Source organism: Variovorax sp. GW823-FHT04F07 (assembly GCF_058795995.1).
The window spans coordinates 260,820-281,275 of the sequence record NZ_JBXAIG010000002.1 but is presented as its reverse complement, the minus strand read 5'-3'; the positions used below and the strand labels follow the sequence as shown (position 1 = coordinate 281,275).

General features: G+C 68.9%; 12 protein-coding genes. All 12 read left to right on the top strand.

Features of this window, described 5'->3' with window-relative positions:
* Position 1: 1 nt before the first annotated feature.
* The 12 genes from AC1RAA_RS10335 (at position 2) to AC1RAA_RS10280 (ending at position 20,450) form a co-directional block, all read left to right on the top strand.
* Positions 2–721 carry an ABC transporter ATP-binding protein gene (locus tag AC1RAA_RS10335; RefSeq protein ID WP_062479592.1) on the top strand — a complete coding sequence of 240 codons (720 nt, stop codon included), beginning with the start codon at positions 2–4 and terminating at the stop codon, positions 719–721.
* Complete coding sequence (locus tag AC1RAA_RS10330; RefSeq protein WP_139703647.1) at positions 718–1,434, top strand: ABC transporter ATP-binding protein; 717 nt, start codon at positions 718–720, stop codon at positions 1,432–1,434. Before AC1RAA_RS10335 ends, AC1RAA_RS10330 begins: the two co-directional genes overlap by 4 nt.
* Positions 1,427–2,287, top strand: a complete 861-nt coding sequence (locus AC1RAA_RS10325) for a branched-chain amino acid ABC transporter permease (protein ID WP_095949975.1) — start codon at positions 1,427–1,429, stop codon at positions 2,285–2,287. The genes AC1RAA_RS10330 and AC1RAA_RS10325 overlap by 8 nt, the downstream gene beginning before the upstream one ends.
* A 9-nt stretch (positions 2,288–2,296) precedes the next feature.
* Positions 2,297–3,892: a sulfatase-like hydrolase/transferase gene (locus tag AC1RAA_RS10320; RefSeq protein WP_492729639.1), complete on the top strand. Its 1,596-nt coding sequence runs from the start codon at positions 2,297–2,299 to the stop codon at positions 3,890–3,892.
* 36 nt (positions 3,893–3,928) lie between these two features.
* The gene (locus AC1RAA_RS10315) at positions 3,929–4,906 is read left to right on the top strand and encodes a Bug family tripartite tricarboxylate transporter substrate binding protein (protein ID WP_492729641.1); all 978 of its coding nucleotides are present in this window, start codon (positions 3,929–3,931) and stop codon (positions 4,904–4,906) included.
* A gap of 5 nt (positions 4,907–4,911) precedes the next feature.
* Complete coding sequence (locus AC1RAA_RS10310) at positions 4,912–5,949, top strand: branched-chain amino acid ABC transporter permease (protein ID WP_307589564.1); 1,038 nt, start codon at positions 4,912–4,914, stop codon at positions 5,947–5,949.
* Positions 5,933–6,796 (top strand): intradiol ring-cleavage dioxygenase, encoded by an 864-nt coding sequence (locus AC1RAA_RS10305; protein WP_492729644.1) that lies wholly within the window; start codon positions 5,933–5,935, stop codon positions 6,794–6,796. Before AC1RAA_RS10310 ends, AC1RAA_RS10305 begins: the two co-directional genes overlap by 17 nt.
* A gap of 74 nt (positions 6,797–6,870) precedes the next feature.
* Positions 6,871–7,101, top strand: coding sequence for a hypothetical protein (locus AC1RAA_RS10300; protein ID WP_492729646.1), 231 nt, complete (start codon positions 6,871–6,873; stop codon positions 7,099–7,101).
* 98 nt (positions 7,102–7,199) lie between these two features.
* Positions 7,200–8,054: a response regulator transcription factor gene (locus tag AC1RAA_RS10295; RefSeq protein ID WP_492729648.1), complete on the top strand. Its 855-nt coding sequence runs from the start codon at positions 7,200–7,202 to the stop codon at positions 8,052–8,054.
* Positions 8,055–8,962: 908 nt separating this feature from the next.
* Entirely contained in the window at positions 8,963–9,553 is a 591-nt protein-coding gene (locus AC1RAA_RS10290) for a DUF11 domain-containing protein (protein ID WP_082818235.1), read from the top strand.
* A 178-nt stretch (positions 9,554–9,731) separates the two neighbouring features.
* Entirely contained in the window at positions 9,732–12,659 is a 2,928-nt protein-coding gene (locus AC1RAA_RS10285; RefSeq protein ID WP_492729652.1) for a beta strand repeat-containing protein, read from the top strand.
* Between the two features lie 177 nt (positions 12,660–12,836).
* Positions 12,837–20,450, top strand: a complete 7,614-nt coding sequence (locus tag AC1RAA_RS10280) for an OmpA family protein (protein WP_492729654.1) — start codon at positions 12,837–12,839, stop codon at positions 20,448–20,450.
* The last annotated feature ends 6 nt before the right edge of the window (positions 20,451–20,456 follow it).

Genomic DNA, 20,456 nt, shown 5'->3' with positions numbered 1-20,456 from the left:
CATGACGCTGCTGGCCTTGCACGGCGTGAGCAAGTCCTACGGGGCGCTCAAGGTCACCGACGGCATCACGCTGGCGGTGGCCGAGGGCGAGACGCTGGGCATCCTCGGGCCCAACGGCGCGGGCAAGACCACGCTGTTCAACCTGATCTCGGGCGACGCGCGCGTCGACGCCGGCCGCGTGGAGTACGCGGGCCGCGACGTGACGCGGCTGCGCCCGCACCAGCGCTGCCGCGCCGGCATCGGCCGCAGCTACCAGGTGCCGCAGCCCTTCGGCCACATGAGCGTGTTCGAGAACCTCGTCACCGCCGCCTGCTTCGGCGGCCAGCAGGCCGAGCGCGAAGCCTGGGAGACGGCGCACGAGGTGCTGGCCCAGACCGGCCTGGCGCCGCACGCCAACAAGCCGGCCGGCGGGCTCACGCTGCTCGACCGCAAGCGGCTGGAGCTGGCCCGCGCGCTGGCGACCAAGCCGCGCCTGCTGCTGCTCGACGAGATCGCGGGCGGGCTCACCGAGCCCGAGGCGGCGGTGCTGGTGGCGGAGCTGAAGCGCATCAAGGCGCGCGGCGTGACCATGATCTGGATCGAGCACGTCGTGCATGCGCTGCTGTCGCTGGCCGACCGGCTGTTCGTCATCAACTTCGGTCAGCAACTCGCGGAAGGCGCACCGCGCGCGGTGATGAACGACCCCGAGGTGCGGCGCGTGTACATGGGGATCGAGGCATGAGCGCGCTGCTCGACACCCACGGCCTGCAGGCCTTCTACGGCGATGCGCAGGCGCTGTTCGGCATCGACTTCACGCTGTCGGCGGGCGAGCTGGTGGCGGTCATCGGCGCCAACGGCGCGGGCAAGTCGACCTTTCTGAAAAGCCTCACGGGGCTGCTGCGCGCGCCGTCCGACGCGATCCGCTTCAAGGGCGAACCCATCGGCGGCCTGCCGCCCGGCGAGATCGTGCGGCGCGGCCTGGCGATGGTGCCGGAAGGCCGGCGCCTGTTCCCGAGCCTGAGCGTGGAAGAGAACCTGCTGATGGGTGCCACGCCGCGCCGCGCGGGGCCGTGGAACCTGCAGCGCCTGTACGGCCTGTTCCCGATCCTGGCCGAGAAACGGCGCCAGCCCGCCACTTCGCTCTCGGGCGGGCAGCAGCAGATGGTGGCGCTGGGCCGCGCGCTCATGAGCAACCCCGAGCTGCTGCTGTGCGACGAGCTCTCGCTCGGCCTGGCGCCGGTCGTCATCCGCGAAATCTACGCGGCCATGCCGGCCATCACGGGGGAGGGCATGACGGTCGTGATCGTGGAGCAGGACGTGCGCATGGCGCGGCAGGTGTCGCAGCGCGTGTACTGCTTCCAGGACGGGCGCGTGTCGCTCACGGGGCGCTCGGACGAACTCACGCCCGAGCAGATATCGCAGGCTTACTTCGGCATCGAGGAGCACCATGCTTGAAACCCTGCTCCAGGGCGTGCTGCTCGGCGGCCTCTACACGCTGTTCGCGCTCGGCCAGTCGCTGATGTTCGGCGTCATGCGGCTGACCAACACGGCGCAGGGCGACTTCATCATCCTGGGCGCCTTCGCGGTGATCGCGGGTGTCTCGATGACCGGCGCATCTGTGCCATGGGGGGTGGTGCTCGCGGTGTTGCCGTTGGCCTTCGGCTTCGGCTACCTGCTGCAGCGCCACGTGCTCAACGGCACGCTGGGCAAGGACCCGCTGCCTTCGCTGGTCGTGACCTTCGGCCTGTCGATCGTGATCCAGAACCTGCTGCTGGAGCTGTTCTCGGCCGACCCGCGCGCCATCGAGGTCGGCGCGCTGGCCACCGCCTCGGTGCCGCTGGGCGACACGCTGGCGCTGGGGGCGCTGCCGCTGGTGATCCTGGCGGTCGCGGTGGCGGCCACGGGCGCGATGCAGTGGATGTTCACGCGCACGCCGCTGGGGCGCACCTTCCGCGCGGTCTCCGACGACCGCGAGATCGCCGAGCTGATGGGCCTCAAGGCCAAGCAGGTGTATGCGCTGGCCACGGGCATCGCCTTCGTGCTGATCGCCATCGCCGGCGCGCTGCAGGGCATGCGCACCACGGTGTCGCCGTCGGACGGCCCGCTGCTGCTGCTCTTCGCCTTCGAGGCCGTGATCATCGGCGGCATGGGCTCGTTCTGGGGCACGCTGGCCGGCGCCATGATCCTGGGCATCGCGCAGCAGATCGGCTTTCGCATCGATCCGGGCTGGGGCATCTGGTTCGGCCATCTCGTGTTCCTCGCGGTGCTGGTGCTGCGGCCGCAGGGACTGTTCCCCAAGACACGCTGACCTGCTGACATGACCGACAAGACCTCCCCCGCGCCGCTCAGGCACGTGCTGTTCATCATGTGCGACCAGCTGCGCGCCGACCACCTCTCGTGCTACGGCCATCCGCGCCTGCAGACCCCGCACATCGATGCGCTGGCCGCGCGCGGCGTGCGCTTCAGCCATGCCTATGCGCAGGGCGCGGTCTGCGGCGCCTCGCGCATGTCGACCTACACCGGCCGCTATGTCAGCAGCCACGGGACGATGTGGAACTTCGTGCCGCTGTCGGTGGGGCAGAAGACGCTGGGCGACCACCTGCGCCCGCACGGCGTGCGCTGCGCGCTGGTCGGCAAGACGCATGTCGAGGCCGACACCGAGGGCGCCCGCCGCCTGGGCATCGACCCGACGCAGGGCGCGGGCCGGCTCGCGATGGAAGGCGGCTTCGAGCCCTATGCGCGCGACGACGGCATCTGGCCGCCGGGCTTCAAGGTCACGGGCAATGCCTACTGCGACTGGCTGCGCGCGCAGGGCTACGACTCCGACAACCCCTGGCACGACTTCGCCAACTCGGGCCGCGGCCCCGACGGCGAGATCCTGAGCGGCTGGCAGATGCGCTGGGCCGACCGGCCCGCGCACATCGCCGGCGCGCACAGCGAGACGCCCTACACGACCGAGCGCGCCATCGACTTCATGCGCGAGGCCGGCGACGCGCCCTGGGTGCTGCACCTGTCGTACATCAAGCCGCACTGGCCCTACGTGGCGCCCGCGCCGTACCACGCGATGTACGGGCCCGACGACATGTTGCCCGTGGTGCGCAGCGAGGCCGAGCGCGTCGACGCCCATCCGGTGGTCGACGGCTTCCGGCGCGAGACCGTGAGCCGCAACTTCAGCCGCGACGAGGTGCGCCGCGCCGTGGTGCCGACCTACATGGGGCTCGTGAAGCAGGTCGACGACCAGCTCGGCCGGCTCTTCGCCTTCATGGCCGAACAGGGGCTGGACCGCGACACGCTGGTGGTCTTCACCAGCGACCACGGCGACTACCTGGGCGACCACTGGCTGGGCGAGAAGGAGCTGTTCCACGATCCGATCGTGAAGGTGCCGCTGATCGTGGTCGATCCGCGCGCCGAGGCCGATGCGCGCCGCGGCACGGTGAGCGACGCGCTGGTCGAGTGCATCGACCTCGTGCCGACCATGCTCGACGCGCTGGGCCTGCCGCAGCCGGCCGAATGGCTCGAAGGGCAGTCGCTGCGCCCGCTGCTGCACGGCCACGCCGGCGCCGCCGGCAAGGACCTGGTGGTGTGCGAGAACAGCTTCGCCTTCCGCGACGAGGTGCGCCTGCCGCTGGCCCAGCCCGTCGAGCGCTGCCACATGACGATGCTGCGCACGCGCCGCTGGAAGTTCGTGCACTTCGAAGACCTGCCGCCGCAGCTGTTCGACATGCAGGCCGACCCGGACGAGCTGGTCGACCTGGGCCGCGACCCGGCCTTCGCCGCGGTGCGCGAGCAGATGCTGGGCCTGCTGTTCGACTGGCTGCGCCAGCGGCGGCGCTTTCCCACGGTGGCGCCCGAGGACATCGCGCGCTGGAACGCACGCGAGCTGGCGGCCGGCATCCTCATCGGCGCCTGGTAGGCGAGCGCACCCCATTTCAAAAAAAGGAGACATCCCATGAACGCTTTCCGTCGACCTCTCGCGGCCTGCCTGACAGCAGCCGCGGTGCTCGCCACCATCGCCGCACCCAGCCACGCCGCCGACACCTGGCCCACCAAGCCCGTGCGGCTGGTGGTGGCCTTCCCGGCCGGTGCGCCCGGTGACATCGTCTCGCGGCTGATGCAGCCGGCCCTGCAGAAGGCGCTGGGCCAGCCCGTGGTGGTCGACAACAAGCCGGGCGCGGGCGGCAACATCGGCATGCAGGAGGTGGCGCGCGCCACCGACGGCCACACGGTGCTGGTCGGCCCCGACACCATGCTGACCATCAACCCGCACCTGTACCGCAAGCTCGCCATCCGCCCGATGGAAGACCTGGTGCCCGTGACCCAGCTCGCGGCGTTCAGCCAGGAGCTGGTGTGCTTTCCCGGCGCCGGCATCAAGACCCTGCCCGAGCTGCTGGCCGCGGCCAGGGCCAAGCCCATGAGCTATGCCTCGGGCGGCCCCGGCGTGCCCGGCCACATGGCCATGGAGATGCTGCTGGCCGACGCCGGCGTGCAGATGCAGCACGTGCCCTACCGCGGCCCGAGCCCGGCCATGCAGGACGTGATGGGCGGCATGGTGCCTTGCGGCTTCCTGGCCTCGCCGACGGTCGGCCCGATCATCCGCGACGGCAAGCTGGTGGCCATCGCCGTGTCCGGCAGCAAGCGCCTGGGCAGCCAGCCCACGGTGCCGACCGTGGCGCAGGCGGGCGTGAAGGGCTACGACGCCAGCTTCGCCGAGATGATGGCGATGCCGCGCGCCACGCCGCCGGCCGTGGTGGCGCGCCTGCAGGCCGAGGTGGCGAAGGCGCTGGCCGCGCCCGAGCTGCGCGAGCGCCTGGCCACCATGGACCTCGAGGTGGTGGCCAACACGCCCGAAGAAGCGGCGCGCCGCCTGCGCGCCGAACACCAGCGCTGGGGCCAGGTGGCCGCGCGCGTGCAGCTGCAGCTGGACTGAACGCCATGGCCTCCGTCGTCGTCACCATCGACACCGGCAGCAGCCGCCGCGCGGGCTGGACCGCCGCCGCGCTGGTGGCGGTGGCCGCCACGCTGCCTTTCTGGGGCGAGCCCAGCTGGATGCGCGAGTTCGTCGAGATCGCCTGCTACTTCATCTTCGCGATGATGTGGAACCTGCTGGCCGGCTACGGCGGCATGGTCAGCATCGGGCAGCAGGCCTTCTTCGGCTTCGGCGGCTACGTGATGCTGATGCTGGGCAACTTCGCGGGCGTGAATCCGTTCGTGGCGATTCCGCTGGGGGCACTGGCCGCGGCGCTGATCGCGGTGCCGGTGTCCTTCGTGGCGTTCCGGCTGTCGGGCGGCTACTTCGCCATCGGCACCTGGGTGATCGCCGAGGTGTTCCGGCTCAGCTTCGCCAACGTGTCGGCGGTGGGCGGCGGCTCGGGCACCACGCTCACGGCGCTGCGCGGCATCGAGCGCGCCACGCGCGAGAGCGTCACCTACTGGATGGCGCTGGGCTGCGTGGTGGCGGCGGTGTCGCTGGTCTACCTGTTCCTGCGCAGCCGCTTCGGGCTGGCGCTGCTGGCGATCCGCGACAACGAGATGGCCGCCGAGTCGCAGGGCATCCCGGTGGCGCGCATGAAGCTCGCGGTGTACGTGGTGGCGGCCTTCGGCGCCGGGCTGGCGGGCGCGCTGTACTTCGTGGGCAACCTGCGCATCAGCCCCGACGCGGCCTTCGCGCCGAACTGGACCGCCTTCGCGATCTTCATGGTGGTGATCGGCGGCATCGGCCGCATCGAGGGGCCGCTGGTGGGCGCGCTCGTGTTCTGGGCGCTGAACAAGTTCCTGAGCGACTACGGCACCTGGTACCTGCTTGGCCTCGGGCTGCTGGCCATCGTGGCCACGATCTTCTTCAAGCAGGGGCTGTGGGGCTGGGCGCAGCAGCGCTGGGCCTGGTCCCTGTTCCCGACGCAGCGGCGCCTGGCGACGCCGCACGCGCCTTCTTCCCACCCGGAGCCCGACGCCCATGCGCAACATCGATGAACACACCATCACCGCCGCCGTGCTCGAGCGCATGGCCGGCTGCGAGGACGCGCGGCTGAAGGAGGTGCTGTCGGCGCTGGTGCGCCACCTGCACGACTTCGCGCGCGAGGTGCGGCTCACCGAGGCCGAGTGGGCCGCGGGCATCGACTTCCTCACCGCCACGGGCCAGAAGTGCGATGCGCAGCGCCAGGAGTTCATCCTGCTGTCGGACACGCTGGGCCTGTCGATGCTCACGGTGGCGATGAACCACGCCAAGAGCCCGCAGGCCACCGAGGCCACCGTGTTCGGCCCCTTCCACGTGGCCGGCGCGCCGCAGCTGCCGCTGGGCAGCGACATCGCGGCCGGCGCGGTGGGCGAGCCGCTGTTCGTGCAGGCCACCGTGCGCGGGCGCGACGGCGAGCCCGTGGCCGATGCGATGGTCGACGTGTGGGAGGCCGACGCCGAAGGCTTCTACGACGTGCAGCGGCCCGGCGACCGCATGCAGGGGCGGGCGGTGCTGCGCACCGACGCGCAAGGCCGGCTGTGGTTTCGCGGCGTGGCGCCGGTGGCCTATCCGATTCCCACCGACGGACCCGTGGGCGCCATGCTGCGCGCCACCCGGCGCCATCCGTGGCGGCCCGCGCATGTGCACTTCATGGTGCAGGCGCCGGGCTACGAGACGCTGATCACGCACGTCTTCCGCGAGGGCGATCCCTACCTCGACAGCGACGCGGTGTTCGGCGTGCGCAGCTCGCTCATCGGCGACTTCATGGCGCATGGCCCGGGTCGCGCGCCCGACGGCAGCGTGCAGGACGGGCCGTTCCACACGCTGGACTTCGCGTTCGTGCTCGAGCCGACTGGGGGGTGAGGAGGGGGCCCGCGAACCGTTTCGGCGGTTCGCCGCCTCTCTTGCAGGTGTCCATTCCCAAGGAGCCCTGCACCATGTGTTCTGTTTCCATCACCTGGCATCTGCTTCGCGGTGCGGGCGCCCTGGCGCTCATCGCGCTGGCTGTGCTGCTGTCGTCCGCCCATCCCTGGATCGCGCCGCCGGCCCTCGTCGGCGCCTTGCTGCTGCTGCGCGGCTGTCCGATGTGCTGGCTCGTCGGGCTGCTCGAAAGGCTGTCCGCGCGCAAGGCGGCCCCTGCGTCCGAGGCCACTTCCCAGAGGGGTTGATGAGCGATCGGCCTTCGCGGAATGGAAGGCTGATCCGGGATTCCATCCGCCCGTGTCGAGGGGGTGACGCCCCATTAGTGTGAGTTTGTTTGCACACGATGACAAAAGAACAGGGCTACCTGTTTCCGTTGGTCAATATCGGCACTTTTCCCTATCGACTGTTCATAAACGTTAATACATTCCACTCCATTGTGAGAGGCATGCGGGGAGCGATGAAAAGGGAAGCGATGGTGGACAGGGTGGAACAGAAAAACGGTCGTGTGGTGGTGCTGACGGACTCCGGCGAAGAGATCGACTGGCTGCGAGGCCGGTTGAAGGACGCCGGCTTCAGCCCCTTGTGCGTGGTCAATGAGGAAGACCTGCTGGAGGCCGCCTCGATGCCCGGCGTCGGGCTCTTCCTGCTGATGGGCGAGACGATGGAGGGCGCGCTGCCGGAAATCCTGTTCGGCATCGGCGCCAGCCGTGCGGCCACGGCGCCGGTGGTCGTGCTGACCCGGTCGCGCGGCGTGCTGGAAACGCCCCGCGTGTCGGTGTTCGACGTCGATGATTTCCTGGTGAGCCCCTGGAACGCGGAAGAGGTCGTGGCGCGCGTGTCGACGCTGTGCGGCAGGAAATCGCTGCGCAGGAACGCGAAGCCGCACGGCCTCTACGGTTTCCAGCTCGTGCGCAGCCGCCTCGCGGTCGAGTACGCGAGCCGCGAAGCCATCATGACGCCGAGCGAATTCGAGATCGCCCGGGTGCTGGTGCGCCACCTCGACACGCCCGTGTCGCGGCAGCAACTGCCCCAGGGGCCCCGATGCAACGGGGAGCTGGGCGCCAGCCGGTCGCTCGATGCGCTGGTGTCGCGCGTGCGCAAGAAGCTGGCATCGATCGTGGCGGGCGAATTCCGCGTGCGCTCGCTCTACGGCGTGGGCTACACGCTGGAGCGCGCACACAACCGGCACGGCAAGTGAGTTTTCGCGGGCAGCGCCCGCGGCATCCGAAGGGGTGATGCAAGGTCACCTTGAAAAAAGACGCTCGCCCATTCGCCTCCGAATTGAGGTCGGGCGTCGGCAGACCAACGAATGAATTCCGGCGAAGTGAGCCGGCTGGGATTGGCTTGAATTGAATTCAAGCCAATGGCGCAGCCGTGCCTGTTTGAATGGAATTGGATTTTGAAAAATCCACCAAGACGTATTTTGCGCAGCCCGTGATTGAAACCATTGGGGGACAGGTCGCGCATGCAGTCCCTGAAATTCACGGTGCCTGATTACACAGTCTGTGAATTTGTAAATTTAGTTTCGAAGTGGCCCCAGGGGGCCAGTCCGAGGCCGCTCGAAGGGCCTCGTTTCTCCCTTGAAACACTGGGTGATCGTGAGGAGGCGGGTTGATGTGGAGGTGAAATTATTCAAACACATCAACAACTTGGAGGCGATCCGCTTGTGAAATTGATCACACTCCAATTGCAGGTTTATTCACAATCTAAGCGAGCGTCCAGATTACATCTGTATTCACAGTTGTTAACTTTGGAGGGCCTCTCGTGACATTTTCACGGAACCCTCGGCCATTGCAAGTGGCGGATCGCGGACGTTCGATTGTTTTTGTAAACATTCAGAAAATAATATGAACGTGGTAAATGGCTCATGGAGGCGGCTCGAAAAGGGCGTGCTTGCGTGAGGCCGAGCGTGGGCATCGGAGGCGGTCGCCGCCGATGCCGGTGTGTCAGTGGTGTGCTGCAAGTGGCTGGGAAATGGCTTCGACGCCAATTCGCGAGGCCACAGGTCAAGTCGGTTTGATCTTCGTGTTGCCTCGGTCTGGCTTTGAAGTTGTTTTTTAGGAGTTGTCTATGTCTATCGGAAGTTCGTCTCAAGTGAATTCATTCATGTCGCCGGTGGTCCGGCTGACCGTTCGCCTCGGCCTGGGGCTCGGCGTGGCCATGACCCTGGGGCTGGGCGGCATGGCCGCCGCGCAGGGCACGAAGGCCGCGCCCGCGCCCACCGAGGCCGCGCAGAAGAAGACCGTCGCGGTCGTGCTGACGCAGGCCAAGGTGGTCAAGGACGCGCAAGGCAAGGAGCAGCTGCTGGCGGCCGATTCGGTCAAGCCGGGCGACGTGCTCGAGTACACGGCCACCTACACCAACCACACGGGCAAGGCCGTCACCGGCCTGGTGGCCAACCTGCCGATCCCCGAAGGCCTGGAGTACCTGCCCAAGACCGCCAAGCCCGGCGCGACGCTGGTCAAGGCCGCGACCAAGGACGGCGCCTTTGCCGCCGAGCCGCTGGCGCGCGTCGTCAACGGCAAGTCGGAGCCGGTGCCCTACAACGAGTACCGCTCGCTGCGTTGGACGCTGGGCCAGCTGCCCGCCAACGGCTCGGCCGCGGTGACCGCGCGCGCCAAGGTCGAGACGGTGGTGCCGCCCGCGCCGGTGGCCGCTGGTGCCGACGCGCAGAAGGTTGCGCGCAGCACGCCCTGAGCTTCCCGCGCTGACGACGACCGCCGGCGGCGCTGAGCCGCGCTGACGGCCGGTTCTCTCTTTTTCAAAACCCCGCTGGTTTTTCCATTGCCGGTTTCCGTTCGCGGAAATCCCCGGCCGGGGTGAGTTCGTCCTTTTTTTGACCTTTTTTGACCCCAACCCCCGAGGAGAAACCCAAGTGATCCCTACCTTGTCTGCCCGTCGCACCGGCCCCGCGCCGCGCGCGCTCTGGGCGGGCGCAGCAGCCCTGACGCTGAGCTTCCTTTTTGGAAGTTCCGGCGCACTCGCTGCGGCTCCACCCGCCAACACCATCATCGGTAACCAGGCTTCGGCCACCTACCTGGACCCGAACGGCGCCAGCCAGCTGGCCACCTCCAACCTCGTGCAGACGACGGTGCAGCAGGTCGGCTCGTTCAACCTGGACACCTACACCACCGTGACGACCAACGTGGTCAACACGAAGACCGGCGCCGCAGGCACGACCGTGTATGCGCCGCACGTGCTGACCAACACGGGTAACGGCACCGACACGTTCACGCTGAGCGTGGCCGCACCGGCCAGCCCGAACGGCTTCACCAAGGTCGAAGTGTTCGCCGACGCGAACGCCGACGGCGTGCCCGACAGCACGACCGCGCTGTGCTCGGTCGTTCCGGGTGCGGTCTGTAACGTCCCGGCCCAGACCGTGGCGGGTGGCAACGGCACGTTCCCGTTCGTCGTGGCGTACTCGATCCCGAGCACCGCTTCGTCGGGCACGTTCACCTCGCCGGTCGCAGCGACCATCACGGCCACCGCAGGCACGCCGGCGCTGTACGCGGCGGGTAACACGCAAGCGGCCGACGTCGACAACGTGAACCTCACGGATCAGGCGGCCTTCAACGCCACCAAGAGCCTGAGCGTTCCGTCGGTCGCCTGGTCGACCAATGGCGGCACCTGGCCCGCGGCATCGGTGAGCGGTCCGCGCTCGGTCGCAGGTTGCGCGGCTACCACCACGGCAGCTGGCGCACCCGCAGCAGGCTGCGTCTACACCACCTACACGTTGAAGTTCAACAACACGGGTGGTGCGGCTGGCCGGTTCGTCATGACCGACACGTTGCCCGCAGGCTTCACGTACGTGCCAGGTTCGGCCGTCTGGAGCAATGCACCGGGCACGGCGCTCACGGACGCACCGCAGGGTGATGTGGCTGGTAACGCCATCGACTTCACCGCGACCGGCAACACGCTGGCCTTCGTGGTGGCCTCGCTGCCGCCGAACGTCACGCAGACGGTGAGCTTCGTCGTGATGGTCAACAACACGGCGGCCATCGGCACGTCGACCACGACCAACACGGCCAAGTACAACCCCGTGACTGTGCCGACGACGGTCACGTCGGACAACCCGGGCACGACGGGCTCGCCGACCAACCCCGCGAGCTACAACGTCATCGGCACCTTCGGCATCGTGCTCGGTTCTGCTTCCGGCAGCCCGACCACCTCGCTGGACACGGCGGTGGGCAACCCCAACACGACCGCAGCCGACACGACGACTGTCGCCAGCGCGGCCATGGGCGCCACGGTGAAGTTCACGCAGACGGTGTTCAACACGGGCAATGCCACGGACGTCGTGAACCTCACGGCCGCCCTGGGCACCTTCCCGGCCGGAACGACCTTCAAGTTCTTTGCCGCCGACGGCGTCACGCCGTTGATCGACAACAACAGCGACGGCATTCCCGACACCGGTCCGGTCGCGGCCAACGGCAGCGTGCAGTTCGTGCTCGCCGCCACGCTGCCGTCTCCCGGCACGCTGCCCACCGGTCCGTTCAGCGCGATCGTGACGGGTACCTCGACGGGCGACAGCACGAAGACGGAATCCACCCGCGACACCCTGAACGCCATGATCGGCGTGCTGGTCGACCTGACCAACACGGCCACCGGTAACGGCACCGCAGGCAACACCGGCAACGGCGATGTGGGCACGGGCCCGAGCCCGCAGCCGACCACCACGAAGACGACCGCTGCCGGCACCGGCGCGATCTTCACGCTGTTCGTCAAGAACAACGACACGGTGGCCAACACCTACAGCCTGGCGGCGAGCCAGACCAACAGCTTCCCGGGCAGCCTGCCCGCAGGCTGGACCGTCAAGTTCGTGGCGGCGGGTGGCACCTGCACGGGCGCGGCGATCACCACGGTGGACGTTGCAGCCAACGCGCAGACGCCGGTCGATGCCTGCGTGACGCCGCCTGCTTCGCAGACGCCCGTCACCGGCCAGCTGGTGTACTTCCAGGTGCGTTCCACCATCGTGACTTCGACGGGCGCCGTGGCGATCGACACGAAGACCGATGCCGTGACCGTGACCCAGGCCGTGACCTACGGTGCGACGCTGACGCCGAACAACAACGGCCAGATCGCCCCCGGCGGCTCGGTCGTGTACGCCCACACGCTGACCAACACCGGCACGCAAAGCTGCGCAGGCCCGTACACGGTGTCGGCCACGCTGCCGGCGGCAGACGTGACGGCTGGCTGGACCACCGCGCTGTACATCGACGTGGACGGCGACGGCCAGATCGGCAGCGGCGACACGCTGGTGACCGGTCCGATCGCGGGCCCGCTGGCAGCCAGCGGCACGCAGAAGCTGCTCGTCAAGGTGTTCGCACCGGGCGGCGCTTCGGCAGGTGCCGTGGACACGGCCACCGTCACGGTGACCTTCCCGGCAGGCGCCACCTCGTGCGGCACGCCCTCGGCCACCGACGTGACCACGGTCATCACGGGCCAGATGCGCCTCGTGAAGACGCAGGCACTGGACACGAACTGCGATGGCACCGAGGTCCCGTCCTCGTCGGCTCCGCTGGTCGCCAAGCCCGGTGAGTGCATCGTGTACCGCGTCGTTGCCACCAACGAAGGCGCGGCACCGGTCACCAACATGTCGATCAACGACGCGGTGCCGGCTTACACCTCCTTCACCGGTGCGACGCAGCCTCCGGCCGCCAACCAGTGCACGTCCACCGGCGTGACCGGCACGGCCCTGGCCTACAGCAGCACCGCCACCACCGTGGCTTGCGGCAGCGCAAGCAACACCGTGGCACCTGGCGGCACCGCCACGCTGCTGTTCTCCGTGAAGGTCAACAACTGAGCTTCACCTGAGTGAAGCGAAACCGACGGGCGCAAGCCCGTCGGCTCCCTCGCACAGGGCACACAGGCCTGTGCGTTTTCCTTTGCGCCTTCTCTCGTTTCCGAGGCGAGGGCGCAAACGAAAAAGTTCTTTCGTTTCTTCTGATCCCCACGCGGTGATCGATCAAGGGTTCGCGGCATGCTGTTCACTTTCAATCCCAGGAGCACACACCGGCCATCGTGGCGCGGATGGGCTGCCGCGCTCGCCGCTGGCGCGGCGCTGCTGCTGGGTGGTGCCGTGCAGGAAGCGAACGCCGCACCGGCCCCGGCCGGCATCGTGATCCGCAGCATCGCCACGGGCACCTACGTGCCCAACGGCCTGGCGCAGACCGAGACCATCTCGTCCAACGAAGTGATCGCCACGGTGCTGCCCGTGGAAGCGCTGGTGCTCACGCAGGACCAGTCGCTGTCGCGCCCGCCCGCGAGCATCGTCACGCTGAGCCACCTGCTCACCAACACCGGCAACGTCGCCTCCAACTACATGCTGGCGCTGGCCAACAACGCCGGCGGCTGCGCGGCCGACACGCTCGACCTCTCGGCGCTTCGCGTGGTGCGCGACAGCAACAACAACGGCGTGGTCGATGCGGCCGATCCGGTGGTGCAGCTCAACGCCGCGGGTGCCATTGCTTTGAAGCCCGGCGAGACCGCCGCGCTGCTGGTGCAGGGCACGATCCCCACCGCCGCGACGGGCGTGGCCTGCGTGGGCCTGACTGCCACCACCGCACTGCAAGGCCTCACCGCGATCAACCGCGACACCGTCACCGTCGGCAACGCCGCCGCGCTGCAGCTGGTCAAGTCGGCCAGCTACCCCGGCAACGTCATCCCCGGCCAGACGCGCATCGACTTCTCGGTCTCGGGCACCAACATCGGCGCGCAGGACGCGCAGCCGTCCAACGTCATCGCGCCCACCAACACGCCGCTGCTCGTGAACGGCGCGCCTTCCGCATTGGTCCTCGTGCGCGACCCCGTGCCCGTCGGCACCCAGTACGTGCCCGGCACGCTGCGCACCACCGCCGCCAACGCCGTCAAGCTGTACCGCCTGGCCAACGATCCTGCGTTCAGCTACCGCACCGCCGAAGACGCCTCGGCCGTCGAAGTGGCCATCGGCATCTCCACGCCGGTGGCGCGCAACGTGTCCATCGCGATGCAGTTCGCCGTCAAGGTCAACGCCGACCAGGTGGGCGAGATCCGCAACACCGCGCACAGCCAGTACAACGACGGCACCGGCCCGGCCACCGTGCCCTCGAACACCATCGTCATCAGCTCCACCCAGGCGCGCATCGGCGTGGCCAAGGCCGCATCCACCCCGCGCGTGAACCGCAGCGCCGACGGCAAGACCGACGGCACGGCCACCGTGCGCTTCAGCGTCAACGTGCGCAACTACGGCACGTCATGGCTGTACGGCGTGCAGGCCGCCGACGTGATGGAAGGCGCGGGCGCCACGCAGTTCGGCACCTACACGGCAGCCGCCGTGCCCGGCGCGAACCAGTACACCATCGTGCCCGGCTCGATCGTGATCGCGCCCGCACCCAGCGGCGGCACCGTCGCCGCCCCCAACCCCGCCTTCAAGGGCACCGCCGCCGCCTCGAACCTGCTGGCCGACGGCGCCGTGCTGCCTGTGGGCGCACAACTGACGGTGCAGTTCGATGCGCGCATCAACTTCACCGGCCGCACCGGCACCTTGCTGAACACCGTCAAGGCCTCGGGCGCCCTCAATGCCGGCGGCCCGGCGGTGGCCCTGGACGACTCCGTCAACGGCGACAACCCCGACGCCGACGGCGACGGCAACCCGAACAACGACACCTCGCCCACGCCCGTCTCCACGCAACTGCCCACGCTCACGCTGACCAAGCAGGCCTCCATCGCACGGCGCGTGTCGCCCGGCGTCTACGAGCTGGACTACACCTTCAAGGTCACCAACACCGGCGCCGTCGCCGCGCCCAACGTGCGCGTGATCGACAACCTGAACTGCACCTTCGACATGGACAAGTCGAGCGGGCAGGTCGCTTCGTGGGAACTGCTGGGCCCGCCCAAGGCCGCCAACGGCAACCTCAACGCCGCCACCGGCTTCACCGGCCGCGCCACCTGCAACCGCACCACGCAGGACAGCGCCGACCCGTTCCAGCTGCCCACCGAAGTGGCGCTGAGCCTGACGGATGGAAGCCGTGCATTGGCCCCGGGCCAGAGCGAGCAGATCCGCCTGAGCGTGCGCATCACCGAGAAGGCATCGGCCATCGGCGGGCGCGTGTCGCTCACCAACAAGGCCTGGGCCGCCGCCTTCGAGCAGAACACCGTCAACGTCACGCCCACCATGCTGCTGGCGGCCACCGCCACCTCGGCGCAGGCGCTGCTGGTCGATCCGCAAGGCACGGTCTACAACGCGTTGACCCGTCAACCTGTGGCCGGCGCGCTGGTCACCTACACGCGCCAGTCGTGCAGCAGCGGCACGGCTGGCCCCATCACCGCGGCCGAGATCTACGGCGCCGATTCGGGCACCTACACGCTCAACCCCAACGGCAGCATCTCGATGACCACGGGTGCCGACGGCGCCTACCAGTTCTACCTGCAGACGCCGCCGGTGACGGGCCTGTGCACTTACGCGCTGTCGGTCACGCCGCCCGCAGGCAGCGGCTACGTCTACCCCTCGCAGCTGATCCCCGTCACCGGTGGCTCGTTCACCAGCTGCGGCGCCGTCGTGCCCAGCGCCGTGCCCCCGAAGGACGCGGACCCGACCAGCTATTACTTCCAGGTGCAGGCCGGTGCCAAGCCCGATGGCACGCCGTGCGACGCCGTGCACAACCACATCCCGCTCGACCCGGGCAACATCCTGGGCCTGGTGCTGCGCAAGGACGGCAGCAAGCGCCAGGTCGAGTTCGGCGACTTCATCGACTACGCGCTCACCGTCACCAACAAGACCGGCTTCCCCGTCACCGGCCTGACCTTCAACGACACGCTGCCCCCGGGCTTCGCGTATGTGGCCAACAGCGTGCGCCTGAACGGGCAAGTGGTGCCCAACCCCGCCGGCGGCGCCGGCCCGGGCCTGATCTTCCACTACCCCACGCTGGTGGTGGCCCCCGACCAGTCGGCCATGGTGCGCTACCGCGTGCGCATCGGCGTGGGCGCGCCCACCAACGGCGACGCCATCAACCGCGCACGCGCCACCTCGGGCCCCATCCAGTCGAACCTGGCCAACTGGACCGTGCGCGTGACGGGCGGCGTGTTCTCCGACGACGCCTTCGCCTTCGGTAAGGTCTACCTCGATTGCAAGCGCGACGGCCAACGTGACGGCCGCCAAGAGGGCGCCGACGAGATCGGTGTGCCCGGCGTGCGCCTGTACATGGAAGACGGCACCCACGTCGTCACCGACATCGAAGGCAAGTGGAGCCTGTACGGCCTCAAGCCCGTCACCCACGTGCTGCGCCTGGACCAGACCACGCTGCCGCTGGGCGCCAAGCTCGAAGTGCTCGACAACCGCAACTCGGGCACCCCCGAGAGCCGCTTCGTCGACCTGAAGAAGGGCGAGTTCCACAAGGCCAACTTCATCATCACGAACTGCGACGAGAAGAGCGTCATCGCCGACGTGGCCGCGCGCCGCGCCGCCATTGCCGCGCGTCCCGACACCGAGGCCGAAGCGCAGGTGCGCCTGCGCCTGGACCCCGAAGGCAAGGTCGTGCCCGTGGGCGACGTGCGCGGCCTGCCGGCCACCGGCCAAGCCCTGGCCAGCGGCAGCACCGGCGCCGTGCAGCCCACCTCGGCGCCGCTGATCGCGCTGCCCGTGGCGCCGGCCAACGCCAGCAGCTTCGTCAGCGGCGGTGGCGGCAACATGGGCGGCACGCTGGGCGTGCAACCCGCGATCCCCACCGGCAGCCTGTTCTCGCCGCTGAACGGCGTGCCCACCTCGGGCCTGCCGTCGTCGACCACCAGCGGTTCGGCCACCGGCGTCGGCGCGCAGGCCATGCGTCCCATCGGCACCGGCGGCGCGATGCTCGAGCCGCGCGCCAACCCGCTGCTGCCCCAGGCAGTTCCGAGTCCCATCGAACTCGAGACCCTGCTGCCCCAGCTGGAGAACAACACGCTGGGCTTCATCGGCCTGAAGGACCGCGACACCGTCGCCGGCCAGTCGATCAACGTGCGCGTCAAGGGCACCGCCGGCACCTCGTTGCGCCTGAGCGTGAACGGCGCCGCGCTGGAAGAGCGCCGCGTCGGCAAGAAGACGCAATTGGCGTCCAAGAACATCGCCGCCTGGGAATACATCGGCGTGGCCCTGCGCCCCGGCACCAACACCCTCAAGCTCGAGGCCGTGGACGGCTTCGGCAACGTGCGCGGCAGCGCCGACGAGATCACCGTCGTCGCCCCCGACAAGCTCGGCGCCATCGAGGTCGACCTGCCCGAGGTGGCGCGCGCCGACTTGCGCACGCCCGTCGTCGTCAAGGTGCGCCTGATCGACGCGGCCGGCGTGCCCGTGACCGCCCGCACGCAGCTCACGCTGGAGACCGACCGCGGCCGCTGGCTGGCCGAAGACCTGAACCCCACCGAACCGGGCACCCAGGTCTTCATGGACGGCGGCGCCGCCGAGTTCCAGTTGATGCCCCCGGGCGAACCGGGCGATGCGCGCCTGCGCGTGAGCGCCGGCACCTTCGTCAAGGAAGTGCGCCTGGCGCTGCTGCCCGAGATGCGCCCCATGATCGGCGTGGGCATCGTCGAGGGCGTGCTCGACTTCACCAAGCGCGGCAAGCTGCCCCTGGGCGCCATGCCCGCCGGCGCCGCCTTCGAAGCGGAACTCTCGGGCCTGAAGGACGAAGGCACCAACAGCCGCGCCAGCGGTCGCGCCGCCTTCTTCTTCAAGGGCACCGTCAAGGGCGAGTACCTGCTCACCGCCGCCTACGATTCCGACAAGACCCGCAAGGACCGCCTGTTCCGCGACATCCGTCCGGACGAGTTCTATCCGATCTACGGCGACTCCGCGGTCAAGGGCTTCGACGCCCAGAGCACGCAAAAGCTCTACGTGCGCATCGACAAGAACCGCTCCTACCTGCTGTACGGCGACTTCACCACCGCCAGCAGCACCGAGGTGCGCAACCTGAGCCAGAGCAACCGTTCGCTCACGGGCCTGAAGCACGTGTACGAGGACGAGAACGTGCGCGCCACCAGCTATGTCTCGCGCACCGCGCAGACCCAGCAGGTGGAGGAGTTCCGCGCGCTGGGCACCTCGGGCCCGTACTACCTGAGCGCCAGCAACGGCGAGTTCGTGGACAACAGCGAACAGATCGAGATCGTGGTGCGCGACCGCAACCAGCCCAACATCGTGCTGCAGCGCACGGCCGTGGCGCGCTTCGTGGACTACACGGTGGAGCCGCTCACGCGCCGCATCCTGTTCACGCACGCCATCGCCTCCATCGACGCGAACCTGAACCCGCAGTCGATCCGCGTGACCTACGAAGTGGACAGCGGCGGCCCCAAGTTCACCGTGGCCGGCACCGACGTGCAGGTCAAGGTCAGCGAGAACCTGCAGCTGGGCGTGGTGGCTTCCACCGACCAGAACCCGCAGAACAAGCGCAACCTGCAGGCGCTCACGGGCGTGGCGCGCATCGGCCAGAACACCAGCGTGGCGGCCGAGCTGGTCAAGACCGACTCCGACGACAAGGGCAACGGTCACGGCGCGCGCGTGGAAGCGCGCTACCAGGACGAGAAGCTGGCCGTGGTGGCCCTGGCGGCCAAGACCAGCAAGGGCTTCGACAACCCCGGCGCGAGCTTCTCGGCCGGCCACACCGAAGCCTCGGCGCGCGCCGAGTACCGCGTCGACCCGACCCTGGCCGTGCGCGGCGAGGTGCTCTACAGCAAGGACGCGGCCCAGGTCGACGAGCGCAAGGGCGCCACGGTGAGCGTGCAGAAGAAGCTCAGCGACAAGACCGTCGCCGAGGTGGGCCTGCGCCACGGCCAGAGCAACAACGCGCTGGGCTCCAGCTCGGGCTTCGACTACGGCCAGATCTCCACCTACAACGGCCAGATGGGCAGCAGCATCGGCGCCAACAGCGTGACCACGCTGGGCGCGGCCGCCGCCGCCGCCGGCGTGGACACGCAGAGCCAGACGACCGTGCGCGGGCGCCTGTCGACCGAGGTGCCCGGCGTGGCCGGTGCGCAGGTGTTCGTGGAAGGCGAGCAGGACCTCAAGGACGGCAAGCGCCACGTGCTGGCCGTGGGCGGCAACTACGCCATCACCGACAAGACGCGCGTGTACGGCCGCTACGAGCTGATCTCCACGCTCAACGGCCCCTACGAGCTGGACAGCACGCAGCGCAACAACACCGGCATCGTCGGCATCGAGAGCAACTACATGGAAGGCGGTCGCGTGTACAACGAGTACCGCATCGCCGACGGCGCCGAAGGGCGCGGCGTGCAGGCGGCCATCGGGGTGCGCAACACCTTCAAGGTCAACGAGCAGATCCGCGTGACCGGGGGCATCGAGCACACGCGCGACATGAGCGGCTACAGCAACAGCAAGAACACCGGCACGGGCTACGCGGGCGGGCTGGGCGAGTCGACCGCGATCACCAGCGGCATCGAATACATCACCGACCGGATCAAGGCCAGCGGCGTGTACGAAGCGCGCCGCGGCGACGACGCGAACACGCGCCTGTTCAGTGCCGGCTTCGGCTTCAAGCTCGATCCGTCCTGGAGCTTGCTGGCGCGCAGCATCGTGAGCGACAGCGAAGGCCAGGGCGCCAACGCGGGCAACGAGCGCCACCTGCAGCGCCATCAGATCGGCATCGCCTACCGGCCGGTGGACGACGACACCTGGAACGCGCTGGCGCGCTATGAGCGCCGCTCCGAGCGCGTGGTGGGCGCGGGCAATGCGGCCGGCGCGCTGCAGGGCAGCAGCGTCTTCGGCGCCGACAACGGTGCCAGCCTGCCGGGCAAGACCAGCGCGGACATCGTCTCGGCGCACGTCAACTACAACCCCGAGCCGGGCAAGGCGGTGATGGCGCGCTATGCCTTCAAGCTCAGCCGCGCCGACGACGGCACGCTGGCCAGCAAGTACTGGGCGCACCTGGTGCAGGCGCGCTACACGCAGGACATCAACCAGGACTGGGACTTCGGCGTGCAGGCCGGCCTGCTGTACGGCAAGGGCGGCGCGCTGCAGAAGACCTTCGGCGTCGAGGTGGGCTACCAGGTGCAGAAGAACATGTGGGTGTCGGCGGGCTACAACTTCGTGGGCCTGAACGACCGCGACCTGACGGCCAACGAGTACACGAGCAAGGGCGCCTATGTGCGGCTGCGCTTCAAGTTCGACGAGACGCACCTGGGGTTTGCTTCGACGGGCGCCGATGCGAACGTGGCCAAGGCACAGAAAGCGGAGAAGGCCGAGAAGGTGGCTGCGGATGCGCCGGAAGTGGCACCGCTGCCGATGCGCACAGTGCTGCAGGCCGAGGCGCTGTTCGAGCCCGCCAAGTCCTTCATCAAGCCGCAGGCGCACGACACGCTGAACACGCTGGCCGCGCAGATCAAGGCGACCGAGGCGCAGGTGGTGATCCACATCAGCCACTCGGACGCGCAGCAAGGCAGCGCCGACGACCGCATGCAGCTGGTCGCGCAGCGGACCAACGCCGTGCGCAGCTACCTGATCGGGCGCGGCGTCGACGTGCTGCGCCTGCGCACCGACACCAAAGAAGACACGCAGCCTGTCGCAGGCGATGACAGCAGCGCCAAGAGCCGCTGGGTCGTGATCGCCGCGGCCGCGCAAGAAACCCGCTGAACGAGA

Coding starts and splice junctions, on each gene's coding strand:
- AC1RAA_RS10335 (WP_062479592.1), top strand. CDS start 2: ATGACGCTGCTGGCCTTGCACGGCGTGAGCAAGTCCTACGGGGCGCTC.
- AC1RAA_RS10330 (WP_139703647.1), top strand. CDS start 718: ATGAGCGCGCTGCTCGACACCCACGGCCTGCAGGCCTTCTACGGCGAT.
- AC1RAA_RS10325 (WP_095949975.1), top strand. CDS start 1,427: ATGCTTGAAACCCTGCTCCAGGGCGTGCTGCTCGGCGGCCTCTACACG.
- AC1RAA_RS10320 (WP_492729639.1), top strand. CDS start 2,297: ATGACCGACAAGACCTCCCCCGCGCCGCTCAGGCACGTGCTGTTCATC.
- AC1RAA_RS10315 (WP_492729641.1), top strand. CDS start 3,929: ATGAACGCTTTCCGTCGACCTCTCGCGGCCTGCCTGACAGCAGCCGCG.
- AC1RAA_RS10310 (WP_307589564.1), top strand. CDS start 4,912: ATGGCCTCCGTCGTCGTCACCATCGACACCGGCAGCAGCCGCCGCGCG.
- AC1RAA_RS10305 (WP_492729644.1), top strand. CDS start 5,933: ATGCGCAACATCGATGAACACACCATCACCGCCGCCGTGCTCGAGCGC.
- AC1RAA_RS10300 (WP_492729646.1), top strand. CDS start 6,871: ATGTGTTCTGTTTCCATCACCTGGCATCTGCTTCGCGGTGCGGGCGCC.
- AC1RAA_RS10295 (WP_492729648.1), top strand. CDS start 7,200: ATGACAAAAGAACAGGGCTACCTGTTTCCGTTGGTCAATATCGGCACT.
- AC1RAA_RS10290 (WP_082818235.1), top strand. CDS start 8,963: ATGTCGCCGGTGGTCCGGCTGACCGTTCGCCTCGGCCTGGGGCTCGGC.
- AC1RAA_RS10280 (WP_492729654.1), top strand. CDS start 12,837: ATGCTGTTCACTTTCAATCCCAGGAGCACACACCGGCCATCGTGGCGC.